The organism is Aestuariivita boseongensis, assembly GCF_001262635.1.
Lineage (GTDB): Bacteria > Pseudomonadota > Alphaproteobacteria > Rhodobacterales > Rhodobacteraceae > Aestuariivita > Aestuariivita boseongensis.
Window position 1 is genome coordinate 23,785 of sequence record NZ_JXYH01000021.1, and the last position, 15,369, is coordinate 39,153.

Annotated in this window: 14 protein-coding genes; 9 read left to right on the top strand and 5 right to left on the bottom strand. The window is 61.6% G+C overall.

Annotation, left to right across the window (positions count from 1 at the left end):
* Positions 1–101 precede the first annotated feature (101 nt).
* On the bottom strand, positions 102–1,523 hold the full coding sequence (gene tldD / locus TR61_RS10080) for a metalloprotease TldD (protein WP_050929863.1): 1,422 nt from the start codon (positions 1,521–1,523) through the stop codon (positions 102–104).
* Positions 1,524–1,709: 186 nt separating this feature from the next.
* Here tldD and coxB point away from each other — a divergent pair, with 186 nt between their 5' ends.
* The 9 genes from coxB (at position 1,710) to TR61_RS10120 (ending at position 9,156) form a co-directional block, all read left to right on the top strand.
* Entirely contained in the window at positions 1,710–2,546 is an 837-nt protein-coding gene (gene coxB / locus TR61_RS10085; RefSeq protein WP_050929897.1) for a cytochrome c oxidase subunit II, read from the top strand.
* 79 nt (positions 2,547–2,625) lie between these two features.
* Positions 2,626–3,573, top strand: coding sequence for a heme o synthase (gene cyoE / locus TR61_RS10090; protein ID WP_050929864.1), 948 nt, complete (start codon positions 2,626–2,628; stop codon positions 3,571–3,573).
* The gene (locus tag TR61_RS20155; protein WP_172676958.1) at positions 3,570–3,731 is read left to right on the top strand and encodes a hypothetical protein; all 162 of its coding nucleotides are present in this window, start codon (positions 3,570–3,572) and stop codon (positions 3,729–3,731) included. The genes cyoE and TR61_RS20155 overlap by 4 nt, the downstream gene beginning before the upstream one ends.
* Positions 3,728–4,303, top strand: coding sequence for a cytochrome c oxidase assembly protein (locus TR61_RS10095; protein ID WP_050929865.1), 576 nt, complete (start codon positions 3,728–3,730; stop codon positions 4,301–4,303). The genes TR61_RS20155 and TR61_RS10095 overlap by 4 nt, the downstream gene beginning before the upstream one ends.
* Positions 4,304–4,331: 28 nt before the next feature.
* The gene (locus TR61_RS10100) at positions 4,332–5,153 is read left to right on the top strand and encodes a cytochrome c oxidase subunit 3 (RefSeq protein ID WP_050929866.1); all 822 of its coding nucleotides are present in this window, start codon (positions 4,332–4,334) and stop codon (positions 5,151–5,153) included.
* 76 nt (positions 5,154–5,229) lie between these two features.
* Positions 5,230–5,901: an SURF1 family protein gene (locus TR61_RS10105; RefSeq protein WP_050929867.1), complete on the top strand. Its 672-nt coding sequence runs from the start codon at positions 5,230–5,232 to the stop codon at positions 5,899–5,901.
* Between the two features lie 5 nt (positions 5,902–5,906).
* Positions 5,907–7,295 carry a threonine synthase gene (thrC, locus tag TR61_RS10110; protein WP_050929868.1) on the top strand — a complete coding sequence of 463 codons (1,389 nt, stop codon included), beginning with the start codon at positions 5,907–5,909 and terminating at the stop codon, positions 7,293–7,295.
* On the top strand, positions 7,292–8,554 hold the full coding sequence (locus TR61_RS10115) for a M16 family metallopeptidase (RefSeq protein ID WP_050929869.1): 1,263 nt from the start codon (positions 7,292–7,294) through the stop codon (positions 8,552–8,554). The genes thrC and TR61_RS10115 overlap by 4 nt, the downstream gene beginning before the upstream one ends.
* Positions 8,555–8,571: 17 nt before the next feature.
* On the top strand, positions 8,572–9,156 hold the full coding sequence (locus tag TR61_RS10120; protein ID WP_050929870.1) for a GNAT family N-acetyltransferase: 585 nt from the start codon (positions 8,572–8,574) through the stop codon (positions 9,154–9,156).
* Between the two features lie 81 nt (positions 9,157–9,237).
* On the opposite strand, the gene TR61_RS10125 is transcribed toward TR61_RS10120, so the two are convergent.
* The 4 genes from TR61_RS10125 to TR61_RS10140 are packed head-to-tail and all read right to left on the bottom strand — an operon-like array spanning position 9,238 to position 15,176.
* On the bottom strand, positions 9,238–10,542 hold the full coding sequence (locus TR61_RS10125; RefSeq protein WP_050929871.1) for an NAD(P)/FAD-dependent oxidoreductase: 1,305 nt from the start codon (positions 10,540–10,542) through the stop codon (positions 9,238–9,240).
* Entirely contained in the window at positions 10,529–11,233 is a 705-nt protein-coding gene (locus tag TR61_RS10130; RefSeq protein ID WP_050929872.1) for a TetR/AcrR family transcriptional regulator, read from the bottom strand. The genes TR61_RS10125 and TR61_RS10130 overlap by 14 nt, the downstream gene beginning before the upstream one ends.
* Complete coding sequence (locus TR61_RS10135) at positions 11,230–12,771, bottom strand: trimethylamine methyltransferase family protein (protein WP_050929873.1); 1,542 nt, start codon at positions 12,769–12,771, stop codon at positions 11,230–11,232. The genes TR61_RS10130 and TR61_RS10135 overlap by 4 nt, the downstream gene beginning before the upstream one ends.
* On the bottom strand, positions 12,768–15,176 hold the full coding sequence (locus TR61_RS10140) for a GcvT family protein (RefSeq protein WP_050929874.1): 2,409 nt from the start codon (positions 15,174–15,176) through the stop codon (positions 12,768–12,770). Before TR61_RS10140 ends, TR61_RS10135 begins: the two co-directional genes overlap by 4 nt.
* Between the last annotated feature and the right edge of the window lie 193 nt (positions 15,177–15,369).

Sequence of the window (15,369 nt, forward strand, 5' to 3'; positions counted from 1 at the left end):
GCAGAATCGGTTTTAGGCGGGGCTGGTTAACGACGGATGAATCTTTGAAAACTATCTGCGTCTTTGTCGCAAATTCTAAAAATCTGCGACGAAGTCACCTATCACGCGGCCGATCCGCCGACCGTCAGACCGCCGATCAGCACTGATGGCTGGCCGACACCCACCGGCACCCATTGTCCCTGCTTGCCGCAATTGCCCATTCCGGGATCCAGCGCCATGTCATTGCCCAGACCGCGGATCTGTTTCAGTGCTGTGGCACCATCGCCGATAAGGGTAGCGCCTTTGACGGGCGCGCCTACCTTGCCGTTCTGCACGCGATACGCCTCGGTGCAGGAGAAGACGAATTTGCCATTGGTGATATCGACCTGACCACCGCCGAAGCCCACGGCATAGATCCCGTCCTTGAGATCGGCCACCAGATCGGCCGGATCGGCATCGCCGCCCAGCATATAGGTGTTGGTCATGCGCGGCATCGGCGCATGGGCATAGCTTTGCCGGCGCCCGTTGCCGGTGGGGGCCACACCCATCAGCCGCGCGTTCTGGCGATCCTGCATGAAACCCACCAGAACGCCGTCTTCGATCAGGACGTTCTTGCCTGATGGCGTGCCTTCATCATCCACGCTGATCGACCCGCGCCGGTCCGGGATCGTGCCGTCATCCAGCACCGTCACCCCTTTCGCCGCGACCTGCTGGCCCATCAGGCCCGCGAAGGCGGACGAGCCCTTGCGGTTGAAATCGCCTTCCAGCCCATGGCCCACGGCCTCGTGCAACAGGATGCCCGGCCAGCCGGGGCCAAGAACCACATCCATCACACCGGCGGGCGCCGGTTCTGCGCCCAGGTTCACCACGGCGATACGCAGCGCCTCGCGCGCCTTGGCCTGCCAGTCGGCAGGGTCGATCAGGCCATCAAGGCCCACACGCCCCCCGCCGCCCGCGCTGCCTGATTCCCGGCGGCCGTTTTCTTCGACAATCACCGAGACATTCAGGCGCGTCATCGGGCGCACATCGCGGACCGAGATGCCGTCAGGGCGCAGGATCTCGACCTCTTGCAGAGAGGCGGCCAGCGTCGCCGACACCTGAACAACGCGGAGATCCAGATCGCGGGCATAGGCGTCGATCTCGCGCAGGGTTTCGATCTTTACCGGGAAGGAGACGCCGGCAATCGGGTCTTCATCGGTATATAGCTTGCGGTTTGTGGCCTGCGGCGCGTCGGCCAGCGTCCCACCGCCATCGCCCACGGCAAGCCGCGCGGTTTCTGATGCGCGGCGCAATGCGGCCTCGGACAGTTCGGTCGAATGGGCATAACCCGACACCTCGCCCTTCACCGCGCGCAGGCCGAACCCTTCGGAGGCGTCGAAACTGGCGGTTTTCAGGCGTCCATCGTCGAATACCAGCGCCTCGGACCGGCGGCGTTCCAGAAACAGCTCTCCGTCATCTGCCCCCGCGGTCGCTTCGCGCAGGATGGACAGGGCCGTTTCCTGCGAAAAATCAGTGGAAAAAGGGCGGAACGGGTCATGGGACATGGGCAGGACTTCCGGTATTTGATCCAAATCAAGAAAAAGCGTCCGTTTGACGCAAGCTGGGCTCTTTATCTGTGGTGACGAATATGGTTTTTAGCGTCGCCAAAGACAATGGCGAGGGAACCGATCACGAATCCCTGTCGTAGGAACACCTTCAGGACGCGATCAACCGATCAGGACATGACAAAGATGAAGAACGCATTTTCGCTTGCAGGGCTTTTCGCAGCTCTGTCCACACTGCCCGCCGCTGCGCAGGATTCCCAGATTGTCGGCCGGCCCGTTGACGGCGGCACCGGTTTTCAGCCTGCCGCGACCGAACTGGCGCGGGATCTGCAATCGCTTGATTGGCTGATCCTGGTGATCATTACGCTGATTTGTATCTTTGTGGTGGGGCTTCTGGCCTGGTGTATCGTGCGCTTTAACCGCCGTGCGAACCCCAACCCGGCATCGTTCACGCACAACACTCCGGTGGAAATCGCTTGGACCGTGGTGCCGATCGTGATTCTGGTGTTCATCGGTGCGTTCTCGCTTCCGGTGCTGTTCAAGCAGCAGGAAATCCCCGAGGGCGACGTGACGATCAAGGTCACCGGATATCAGTGGTACTGGGGCTATGAATATGTCGATCACGAGTTTTCGTTCGACAGCTTTATGCTGGCCCGCGAAGAACTGGCCGATTACGGCTATACCGACGATCTGTACCTGCTGGCGACGGACACCCGCGTTGTTGTGCCCGTGGACAAGACCATCGTTATGCAGGTGACTGGCGCCGACGTGATCCACAGCTGGACGATCCCGTCCTTTGGCGTGAAGCAGGACGCGGTGCCGGGGCGTCTGGCCGAACTGTGGTTCAAGGCCGAGGAAACCGGTATTTACTTTGGCCAGTGTTCTGAGCTTTGCGGCAAAGACCACGCGTATATGCCCATCACCGTCGAAGTGGTGACGCAGGAAGAATACGACGCATGGCTGCAGGGCGCGATCGAAGAATACGCCGGCAAGCCCCTGAGCTATCAGGTGGCGTCTAACTAAAAGCCTTGCGGCGCGCGACAGGATCGTGCGCCGCAAGCATGTTTTCTGTAGGGGCGCGGGTGCGCCTTGGGAGCCTGGGATGACAGACGCAAGTTTGAACGGACAGACGCAGTCGCATGAGGCCGAAGCAGGCTTCGGCGATTATTTCGCGCTGCTGAAGCCGCGCGTCATGTCGCTGGTTGTCTTCACGGCGCTGGTTGGTCTGTTGGCGGCCCCGATTTCTGTGCACCCGATGATCGCCTTTGCGTCGATCCTGTTCATTGCGGTTGGGGCAGGGGCCTCTGGCGCGCTGAACATGTGGTGGGATGCCGATATCGACCAGATCATGCGCCGCACCAAGGGTCGTCCGATCCCGGCGGGCAAGGTCGATGCGGATGACGCGCTTTACATCGGGCTCGCGCTGTCGGGCCTGTCGGTTGTCATGCTGGCGCTGGCGGCCAATCTGCTGGCCGGGTTCATGCTGGCCTTCACCATCTTCTTTTATGCCGTGATCTATTCGATGTGGCTGAAGCGGTCGACGCCGCAGAACATCGTGATCGGCGGCGCTGCGGGAGCGTTTCCGCCGGTGATCGGCTGGGTGGTTGCCACCGGGTCGATGAGCCTTGAGCCTTGGCTGATGTTCGCGCTGATCTTCATGTGGACCCCGCCGCATTTCTGGGCGCTGGCGCTGTTCATGCGGTCGGATTACGACGATGCGGGCGTGCCGATGCTGACGGTGACCCATGGCCGCCGTGTGACGCGCAACAACATCCTGGGCTATACCGTCGTGCTGGCGGTGCTGGCGGTCGGGACGGCTTTCACCTCGATCGGTGGGCCGATTTATCTGACGGCGGCGGTGATCCTGAACGCTTTGTTCCTGAAAGGCGCTTGGGATATCTGGCGGCGTGACGAGGTGATCAGCGACGCGGATAATTTCGCGGTTGAAAAGCGGTTCTTCAAACTGTCGCTGCTGTATCTTTTCCTGCATTTCGGCGCCATTCTGGCCGAGGCCGTTCTGGCGCCCTATGGTCTGGGAGGCTGGTCATGAGCCTGAAGGTTGAACATGAACTGCACAAACGCCGGTTCAGCCGCAATGTTGGCGTGGGCCTGACGCTGGTGTTCCTGATCGCGGTGGTTTTTGGCCTGACCGTGGTCAAGGTAACGGGCGGCGATTTTCAGGCGGCGCTTCAGGGGGTGCAGCAATGAAGCTGGACGGCCCCCGCAAAACGGTTCTGCAAACGGTCAGCGTGGTCATCTTCATGGGTGGCTTAGCCTGGGCATCCGTGCCGCTTTACGACTGGTTCTGCCGGGTGACCGGCTTTGGTGGCGCAACTGACGTGGCCGAGGCTGAATCCGATACGATCCTGGATCAGACGATCAAAGTCCGTTTCGACGCTTCGCTGGAACGGGGCATGCCCTGGGAATTCCGCCCCGTAGAACGGGAGATGACCTTGCGCATCGGCGAAACGGGGCTGGCCTTTTATGAGGCCTACAATCCCACCGACCGCCCCGTCGCAGGATCGGCTGCCTATAACGTGACGCCTTACGAGGCGGGCGGCTTCTTCTACAAGATCCAGTGCTTCTGCTTTGAAGAGCAGGTGCTGGAACCCGGTGAACGGGTGCAGATGCCGGTGACCTTCTATGTCGATCCCGAACTGGTCGAGGATCGCGACGGTCAATACGTGCACACGATCACGCTGTCTTACACATTCTACGAAATCGACCTGCCCGAGAGCTATGCAGCGCTTGGGGCAGAGCCGGACACCACAACAAACTAATAAGCTTGGGCTAAAGGGACACTACGACATGGCGCATGCAAAAAATCACGACTATCACATTCTGAACCCCTCGATCTGGCCTCTGATCGGCGCGGTCTCGGCCTTCGTCATGCTGTTTGGCGCGGTGCTGTGGATGAAAGGTATCACTCCGTTCATGTTCCTGATCGGCTTTGTCGCCGTTCTGTATACCATGTTCGGCTGGTGGACCGACGTTGTGGCCGAAAGCCGTCAGGGGGATCACACGCCCGTCGTACGGATCGGCCTGCGGTACGGTTTTGTGCTGTTCATCATGTCCGAAGTGATGTTCTTCGCGGCCTGGTTCTGGAGCTTCTTCAAACACGCCATCTATCCGATGAGCGAATATGTCGGCACCGAATATGTCCAGCCCGAGATCTATCACGTGGATGCGTTCCACCTGCCGCTGATCAACACGCTGATCCTGCTGCTGTCGGGCTGTGCCGTCACCTGGGCGCACCACGCGCTAGTGCATGAGAACAACCGCAAGGACCTGGTTTGGGGATTGGGCATCTCGATCATCCTGGGCATCGCCTTTACCGCGCTTCAGGCGTATGAATATTCCTACCTGCTGTATCAGGGCTGGGAATTCGGCAATGACAAGTTCTTCTCGAACTTCTTCATGGCGACGGGCTTCCACGGTGTGCATGTGATCATCGGGACGATCTTCCTGTTCGTCTGCTGGCTGCGTGCAATGAAGGGCCATTTCACGCCTGACAAGCATGTGGGCTTCGAGGCTGCGGCCTGGTACTGGCACTTCGTTGATGTTGTCTGGCTGTTCCTGTTCTTCGCCGTCTATATCTGGGGCGTGGCGCAGATGCCCGGCGCGCATTAACAGGCGCGTCTGAGCGAAAATAAGAAAAGCGCGCGGCTTCCGCGCGCTTTTTCATGCCAGGGAGGGCACGGCTGCGATGGGCCGGTTGATGTTTCTTCTGATTTTCGGGCTGACCGGCGCGGGCATTCTGATCTCGCTGGGGGTCTGGCAGGTTCAGCGTCTGGCCTGGAAGGAAGGCGTCCTGTCCGAGATCGAGGCGCGCATCGACGCCGCGCCCGTGGCGCTGCCTGAAACTGTCGATCCCGAAGCTGACCGGTACCTGCCGGTTGAAGTGTCAGGCCGGTTCCTGCCCGGTGAAATTCATGTGCTGGTCTCGATCAAACGGGTTGGCCCGGGTTTCCTGATCATTGCCCCCTTCGAAACCGAGACAGGTCGCCGCATTCTTGTCGACCGGGGTTTTGTCCCCTCAGACGCCAAGGCCGCGCCCCGTACGCTTGGCCCCGAGACGGTGACGGGCAATCTGCACTGGCCGCGCGAGACCGACAGTTACACGCCAGACCCGGATCTTGAGGCCAACACCTGGTTCGCCCGCGAAGTCCCGGACATGGCTGCGCATCTGGACACGGATGAGGTTCTGCTGATCGCCAGATCGGAAACCGATCCCGCGATCAGACCGATACCGGTGGACACTGCTGGTATTCCGAACGATCACTTGCAATATGCCATCACGTGGTTCTCGCTTGCGGCGATCTGGATCATGATGACCGCTCTATTCCTCTGGCGTTCGCGCGCCCCAAGACAGGCCTGAAGACAATGAGATATGTTTCCACCCGCGGCGCCGCGCCCGAGCTGAGTTTTGACGAGGCGATGCTGACCGGCCTTGCGCGCGATGGCGGGCTGTATGTACCGGCCGAGATCCCGCAGATGAGCGCGGCGGATATCAAGGCGCTGGCCGGTCTGCCTTATGAGGAGGTGGCCTTCCGCGTGATGCGCCCCTTCGTGGGCGAGGCGTTCTCGGACGAGGATTTCTGGGGCTGTATCACCCGCGCCTATGCCGGGTTCGGCCATGCCGCCCGCGCGCCGCTGAAGCAGCTGAACGAGAACCATTTCCTGCTTGAGCTGTTCCACGGGCCTACCCTGGCCTTCAAGGATTTCGCCATGCAGCTGATTGGCCAGCTGTTCGAGACCGAACTCACCCGTCGCGGCGAAAAGGTGACGATCGTTGGTGCGACCTCGGGCGATACCGGGTCAGCGGCGATCGAGGCGTTCCGGGGTCTGGATGCGGTTGACGTGTTCATCCTGTTCCCCCACGGCCGCGTCAGCGAAGTGCAGCGCCGCCAGATGACCACCCCGTCCGAAGCGAATGTCCACGCGCTGGCTTTGGATGGTGATTTCGACGATTGCCAGGCGCGCGTGAAGGATATGTTCAACGATTTCGCCTTCCGCGACGCGGTGGGGCTGGCCGGTGTGAATTCGATCAACTGGGCGCGGGTTCTGGCGCAGGTTGTCTATTACTTCTCGTCCGCTGTCAGCCTGGGCGCGCCGCATCGGGAGGTGTCCTTCACCGTGCCCACCGGCAACTTCGGCGATATTTTCGCGGGCTACATCGCCAAGCGCATGGGTCTGCCCATCGACAAGCTGGTGGTGGCCACGAACCAGAATGACATTCTGCACCGCTGCCTGACGGGGCAGGGCTATCACAAGGGCGACACCATCCCCTCGATCAGCCCGTCGATGGATATTCAGGTCAGCTCGAATTTCGAACGTGCCCTGTTCGATGCCTATGGCCGCGATGGCAAGGCCGTGGCGCAACTGATGGACGAGCTGAAACAGGGCGGGTTCGAGGTAAGCCAGGGTGCGCTTCAGGCTCTGCAGGAAATCTACAGCTCGGGCCGGGTGTCGGAAGACGAAACCAAGGCCGCCATCGGCGTATGGCTCAAATCAAGCGGTGAACTTCTGTGCCCGCATTCGGCCATCGGCGTACAGGTGGGCGAAGACCAGCGCGAGGCGGCCATTCCGATGATCACTTTGGCCACCGCGCATCCGGCGAAGTTCCCCGCTGCCGTGGAAGAGGCCAGCGGTGTACATCCCCCTCTTCCCCCGCGCATGGCGGACCTGTATGACAGGCCGGAACGCGTGACCCGGATCGCCAATGATCTGGCCGCGATCGAAGATCATATCAGGGACGCGCGCGCCAAGTGACAGTCAGGCAACACACCTTTCCCAACGGGTTCCGTATCGTCACGGAACACATGCCGTCGATGAAATCTGCCGCCATCGGCATCTGGGTGACCGCGGGCGGCCGCCACGAGCGGCTGGAACAGAACGGCATCGCGCATTTCCTTGAACATATGGCGTTCAAGGGCACGACGCGGCGCAGCGCGCTGCAGATCGCCGAGGCGATCGAGGATGTGGGCGGATACATCAACGCCTATACCTCGCGCGAGGTGACGGCCTATTATGCGCGTGTGCTGGAAAACGACGTGGCGCTGGCATTGGATGTGATCGCCGATATCGTGCTGAACCCGGTCTTCGATCCGGCCGAGATCGAGATCGAACGCGGCGTGATCCTGCAGGAAATCGGTCAGGCCTATGACACGCCCGACGATGTGATCTTCGATTGGCTGCAGGAAGAAAGCTATCGCGATCAGCCTTTGGGCCGCACGATCCTTGGCCCGTCCGAGCGCGTGCGCGCCTTCTCGCGCAAGGATCTGTCGGCTTTTGTCGGGGAACATTACGGCCCCGGTCAGATGATATTGTCGGCAGCCGGGTCGGTTGATCATGAGGCGCTCGTCGAACTGGCGGGCCGGTATTTCGCCGATCTGTCCCCACGCAGCAGGGGCGAGGCCGCGCCCGCCCGGTTCACCGGGGGCGAAGCGCGCAAGGACAAGAAGCTTGAACAGGCCCATTTCGCATTGGCCTTTGAAAGCCCCGGTTATCGCGATGACGCGATTTATACCGCGCAGATCTATTCCAGCGCGCTAGGCGGCGGCATGTCCTCGCGCCTCTTCCAGGAGGTGCGGGAACGGCGCGGCCTGTGCTATACGATCTTCGCGCAGACCGGCGCTTATGCCGATACCGGCACGACGACGATCTATGCAGGGACGTCTGGCGATCAGATCGCGGAACTGGCCCATATCACCATCGACGAGATGAAACGCGCCGCCGACACGATGAGCCCCGAAGAGGTCGCCCGCGCACGGGCGCAGATGAAGGCCGGTATGCTGATGGGGCTGGAAAGCCCGTCGAACCGTGCCGAACGGCTGGCGCGGCTGGTGCAGATCTGGGGCGAAGTGCCCAGCCTAGACGACACCATCGCGCGGATCGACGCGGTCACCACCGGCGATGTGCGCGAGTTCGCGGAACGGATGGCAGCGGAGGCACCGGCGGCCCTTGCGCTTTACGGGCCCGTCGGCAAGGCGCCTGGTCTCGATGCCCTCACCGAAAGGCGCGCGGCCTAACCTGTGAGCGCTGATTGATGCTTCTGTCGAAACGCAAAGTGAAGATCGAGACGGACCGCCTCACGCTGCGCCCGCCTACCCATTCCGATTTTCGAGCCTGGTCGGCGCTGCGCCGCGAAAGCATGGATTTTCTTGTCCCCTGGGAGCCGGAATGGGCGGACGACCACCTCACCCGCAAGGCGTTCACGAACCGGGTTTATTGGGCCAGCCGATCGATCGCCAGCGGCTCGGCGCTGCCACTGTTCATGATCCGCCGCGCCGATGACATGCTGGTGGGCGCGATCACCCTGGACAATATCCGCCGCGGCCCTGCGCAGGCGGGCACGCTGGGATACTGGACGGGCGCGCCCCATGCACGCGAGGGCTATATGCGCGAAGCCATCGGTGCGGTGGTGCACCATGCTTTCACGCGGCTTGACCTGAGCCGGATCGAAGCCGCCTGCCTGCCTGAAAACAAGGCCTCCCGCGGGCTGCTGGAGGCATCGGGTTTCAAATATGAAGGCGTCGCCCAGTCCTATCTCCAGATCGCCGGGCGTTGGCGCACGCATGTGCTTTATGCCGCGCTCCGATCGGACCGTCGCGGCAAGACGGATGCGGGGTGACAGGGGTATTTATGGCCAGAAAGAAGCGGCAGCGTGCTCCTGCTTCTTTCTGGCAAAAAATACCCGACACAACGGTTCTGTTCAGCCCAGCACCGAAAAACTAGACTCGGCGTTGATGGGCCGTTTGCGGGAATAAAAGCCTACGTCGATGTCGCGCTGCAGATAGGGCAGCGTGAACTGCAGCGGGTTGGCATCGTGATCATTGCCAGCCTCGCAATACCCAACCAGTGCCGTCATCATCTTCCCGGCAATGGGCGCGTTCTTGTACTGGTTACCGCTGGTCCCGCAGGCCATGTAATACCCACCAAGGCTGGAGGCGTCGTAAATCGGAATCCAGTCGGTGGAAGCGTCATAAAGGTCAACCACCCCTTTCATCCGGCTGGGAATGCCCAGTGCGGGCACGCGCTGGGCGTAGCGCATAGCCTGCGTCGTCCATTGATCGGAGAAGTCCCGGTCATAGTCCGTGTCGCTGTCCACCCAGTGATGCGTGTCACATGCGGGATCTTCTGATCCGATCAGGATGTGATTTCCATGTTCGGGCCGGACATAGCAGGCGATGTCGCTGTCCGACACGATGGTGCCCCGGTTTTCGAAATCAAAGCCTTCGGGGGCTGGCACGTGCACGACCTCCTGCCGCAGGGGCCGGGTCTGGATCGTCATCTCGTCCGCGACGCCGGCCATGTCGTTGATCCGCGCGGATCCTGGACCGGCCACGTTGATCACCACGGGAGCATGGATTTCCTCTCCGGTGGAGAGTTTCACGCCCTTCACCCGGCCGCCGTCCTGCAGGATCTCAACGACTTCCGCGCCGCCGCGCATCTGCGCGCCATGTTGTGCAGCCGCTGCCATCAGGTTCTGTGCAGATAGGGCAGGATCCGTCACATAGCCTGCGTTGGGCCAGAACACCGCGCCGCCCATACGGCTGCCATTCGGCTGACCGAAGTCCGGATCATCCAGGCGCCTGGCCGGCGCGTAGCTGTCCAGAGAATAGATCGGCAGGCGGGCCTGCACATCCTCGGCCGAAAGCTCCTCGAACGGGCAGTTCAGCGCTGCGGAAAACTCCATGTGTTTTTCGAGGAACCCGTTGGCCGCCGTTTTCATCGTCAGGCAGCCAACCTCGCGGAACTGGGCCAGCGGGGTGCCGTCCGGCAGGCGCAGATAGTCGGCCCAGTCGCGCCAGTAGTGATAGCCTTCCCACGCCAAAGCGGTCCCGTCATAGGTGGAGTAATGCATCCGCACGATCGCGCAGGAGCCGGCGGTTGATCCGTGGCCCGGCTGCGCATTGCGATCCAGCGACAGGGTGTTCCAACCGGCGTTGGACATCTCGAAGGCGATGGCCGCACCGATGACGCCGGTGCCGATGATGATGACGTCAGGATGGGGCATGAGGGTCTTCCTTTTCCGAGAACGCTGCGAATTGGCGGGCGTAGGCGTTGAAATCCTCGACCTCGCCGGGTTGAGGTTCAACCCCGGCAAAGACCCGCAGATATTCCGGCACACGCGCCAGGCGGCGTGCGCCGGGTTCGGGTTTGCCTGCGAAATCATAGCCAAGCTGCATGTAATACAGAACCTTTGCCCGTGTTTCGGCCTCGTATTCAGGATAGCCGTGGCGTTCAAACATGCGCCGGAGGGCAGTTTCGCGCATCACGTCGGACGCATCGAGCGCCGCGCGCACCCGCGCATCCCGCCGCGCCCAGTCGCGCACGGCGAAATCCAGTGCGGTGTCAAAAAGCGCGGGGTTCGCCGTGCAGCGAAAGACATTGCAGATAGCGGCGGTGATCGTTGGGGCCGGTGCGTCGGCCTGGGCCACCATGGCGGCGGTGTTGCGGTCTTCCCAATAGGACAGGAGCGCGTCCAGAAGATCCTGCCGCGATCCGAAATACCAGTAGAAGGACGAGCGTGACACGCCCATCCGGTCGGCCAGAGTGAGGATCTTCACCCGGTCGGCCCCGTGGCGGATCAGGACATCCATCGCGGTGTCGATCCAGTCCTGCCGGGTGACCTTGATGTTGCCTGACAGCGGTTCCCGCTTTGGGTCGTCGCGGTGCAGAACGGGGTTGCGCAAGTCCCGGTTCATCCGCCCAGCGGCGGCGCGCCGCCCTCCGTTGTCTTGCGCGCGATATAGGCTTGCAGTGCCTCGAGCTTGGCGGGATCGGTCGCGGGCCGCGCATCTTCTGTCAGGATCTGTTGCCAGATGGCGGTGGCGCGCTGGGTTGCATCTTCGCCGCCGCGATCCTCCCATGTGCCGTGATTGGCGAAATCGTGGACAAGCGGTGCATAGAATTCGGTTTGATACCGTTCCATCGTGTGGGTTGCGCCGAAGAAATGTCCGCCCGGCTGTACTTCGGCCAGGGCCGAGAGCCCGCGTGCCGCATCGTCTGCCGGGGTCGGTACGCACAGCTCGGCCACGGATTGCAGTACCTCAAGATCGGTAATGATCTTCTCATAGGATACGGTCAGACCCCCTTCCAGCCAGCCTGCGGCGTGCACGATCACCGTGGCCCCTGCCAGCAGGTTGCCCCAGATCCCAAACTGGTTTTCGTTGGCCCCCTGCGCGTCGCCCAAATTCGCGGCCGATCCGGCAGCCGAACGCCAGGGCAGGCCGATCAGGTCGGCCAGTTGACCGGCACCGACCGAGGCGCGGAAATGCTCGGGCGTGCCGAAGATCGGCGCGCCGGATTTCATGTCGACATTCGAAGTGAACGTGCCATAGCTGACAGGCGCGCCAGGCTTGGCCAGTTGCGTAAGGGCAATCGCGGCCAGCGCTTCGGCATGAGACAGGACAAGCGCACCAGCCACCGTGATCGGGGCCATCGCGCCCATCAGGGTAAAGGGTGTGACGATCGACATCTGCCCCCAGCGGGCAAAATCGATCAGCCCCTGTGCCATGGGCACGTCGATCTGGCGGGGCGAGTTGGTATTGATGATCGTATAGGTATGCGGATTGTCGCGGAATGCGGCCTCGGCAATGTCGTGGAAATCCATCAGCATTTCGAAACATTGTTCGGCTTGCTGCGTGCCGCGCGCATAGATGAAGGGAAACTTGTCCGACAAGGTCAGTTGCGCGTCCATGAAGGCGTAATGGCGCAGGTGGATCGGGACGTCTTGCGGCTCGACCGAGGGGCCAAGGATGGGCAGCACGTCGAAATGCTGCACGATCTGGATGAGTTCACGGAAATTCTGATTGGTGCCGGGACGGCGGCCGCGGATCAGGTCTGTGGCATGGGGCGCACCCGCGCCTGCCATGAAGATCAGCGCGCCCGGTTCATAGGTGATGTTACGTTCCGGGTTGGCGCAGGTCAGCGTGAAGGATCCCGGCGCGGTCTTCAGCGTCTCGGATACGATATCGCGGCCGATGAACACCATGTCGTCGTCATCCGCGCGGGCACCGGCGGCACGGAACAGGGCGCGCGCTTCGGGCAGAAGGATCTTGATGCCCAGGTTTTCCAGCACATGCAGGGCGTCTTCGTGGATCGCCTGCACCTGATCGTCCGAGAAAAGCCGCATGCGCGGAAACGGGTTGCGCAGGTTGCGGTAATCGACCTTGCGAACGGGCGTGTCGGCCTCTGCCGTGCGCCGGCGTCGGCCTTTGCGGGCAGGGGCCTGGGATATCATCCGCGCATCGCCTGTCCGTCAGGGTCATAGGGCGAATGGGGGATCACGCGCGCTTTGCGTTCGACACCCACGACATGGACGGACAGTTCGGTGCCGGGGGCCTCTTGCGCGGGGTCGACCAGCGCCATGGCCAGCGATTTGCCCAATGTGTGCCCATAGCCGCCCGAGGTGACGAACCCCACGCGTTTGCCATTTGCCCATACAGGTTCGAACCCGCTGGCATCGGCGTCACCTGCTTCGACCTCCAGCGTGACCAGTTTCTTCGCCGGACCGTTGCCGTCGCGTTCAGCAAGCGCGGGTTCGCGTCCGACGAAATCGCCCTTGTTCCAGGCGATCCAGCGGTCCATGCCGGTCTCGCCCGGTGTATAGCCTTGGGTGAATTCCGCCGACCAGATGCCAAAGGATTTTTCCAGCCGCAGCGACAGAAGCGCGTTGAAGCCGATTTCCCTGATGCCCTGATCTTCCCCTGCCTCCAGCAGCATCCGGCGCAGGGTGATGTGATCGCCATAGCGGCAGTTGATCTCGTATCCCAGTTCTCCTGTCACGCTCATCCGCGCGACGCGGGCCTGCACAAGGCCGATGTCGAAATCGCCGATCCCCATGAAGGGCAGATCGCCCACCGGACCATCGGTCAGCTTTTCGATGACCTTGCGCGCATTCGGCCCGGAGAGGGAGAAGCCGCATATCTCTTCGCCCAGATCGCGGACCTGAACGCCATCTTCCAGATGATCGTTGAACCAGCGCATATGCCAGGCGCGCAGATAGTATGACCCCATGATCCACCAGGTGCCATCGCCCCAGTTCATCACGGTCAGATCGCCCTTCAGCCGCCCGGTATGACCCAGCATTGGCGCCAGTTTTGCCCGGCCCGGTGCAGGGAGTTTGGAGGCCAGCATCTTGTTGAGCCAGGCTTCGGCATTGGGGCCTGAAACCTCATAGCGCGAGAAGGCCGAGATATCGAGAAGGCCCACCGCCTCGCGCGTGGCCTTGCATTCGGCGGCGACGATATCGTGGGCGTTGGATCGTTTCAGCGTGGGGTTTTCCGTGAACTCTGGGGAGGGCGCGAAGTACAATGGCACCTCCATATCCCAGCTGACGCCCCAGCGTGCGCCTGCCGCCGTCATGTCAGAGTAGGCCGGCGCGCGTTTCAGCGGGCGGCCTGCAGGCAGCTGTTCGTTGGGATAGGTCATCACGAAGCGGCGGGAATAGAACTGGCCGGTCGTTTCCTTGATGTACTGCTTGTTCTCGGCAAATTTGCCGTACCGGGCCACGTCCATTGACCAGGCATCTGCCTCGGGCTCACCATGGATCATCCATTCGGCCAGCGTCTTGCCCACGCCGCCGCCTTGCAGGAAACCTGCCATCACCGCACAGGCGCACCAGTATCCCAGCTTGCCATCCACCGGACCCACCAGCGGGTTGCCGTCGGGGGAGAAGGTGAAAGCGCCGTTCACCCAGGTCTTGATGCCGACATCCTGAATGGCGGGGTAACGGGCAAAGCCAAGGGTCAGTTCATTCTCGATCCGGTCGAGCTGTTCCTGGAACAGCTCCATCCCGTAATCCCAGGGCGCGCCGTCCATCGCCCAGTGTTCGTGTTCGATCTCGTAAATCCCGACCAGAACGCCCTTCTGGTCCTGCCGCATGTAGGTGAAGCCCTCCAGATCGACCGTCATGGGCATCTCGAACCCGGCATTGGCCACTTCGGGGATGGTGTCGGTGATCAGGTAATGGTGCTTCAGCGGTGATACGGGCAGTTCGATCCCCGCCATGCGCCCAACCTGCTTGGCCCAAAGCCCCGCGGCATTGACCACATGTTCACAGGTGATTGTGCCCTTGTTGGTGATCACCTTCCAGCCGTCCCTGGTCTGCTCAAGCGCTTCGACCTTGGTGTGTTCGAAGACTGACGCCCCGCGTTTCTTGGCGGCACCGGCATAGGCATGCACGGTTCCGGTCGTGTCCAGATAGCCTTCGCGATCTGCCCACATGGCGCCGATTACGCCTTCGGTCGACATGATCGGACAACACTCCTGCGCTTGTTGCGGCGTCATCAGTTCGCAATCCTCGATCCCGATGGATTGGAAGATTCGATAGGCCGATTGCAGCCATTCCCATCGTTCGGGGGTGGAGGCGAGTGTCAGGCCGCCGGTCATGTGCAGGCCGATATCCTGTCCCGATTCTTCCTGAATCTCGGACAACAGGTCGATGGTATAGGCCTGCAGCGCTGCCATATTGGGATCTGCGTTCAGTGCATGAATGCCGCCTGCCGCATGCCAGGAAGACCCTGCCGTCAGGACAGAGCGTTCGATCAGACAGACATCGGACCAGCCGAATTTTGCAAGGTGATAGAGCACCGATGCCCCCACGACACCGCCACCGATGACCACGACCCTGTAGTGAGACTTCATCGCGGACCCTCCCAGATCACGTATTTTCTTTACGTAAGCGCGGGGTTTTGAGTCTGTCTAGACATTTGTGTCCAGAGCCGGGGATTTTCGAGATTCCGCCGTTCCAAGCGACCAGTCAAAGAGGCCCGCGAACCTTCAAAGGACCGCATGTCAATACTTCAAACCTGAAACTTTAAGCTTGAAATAAATTTCC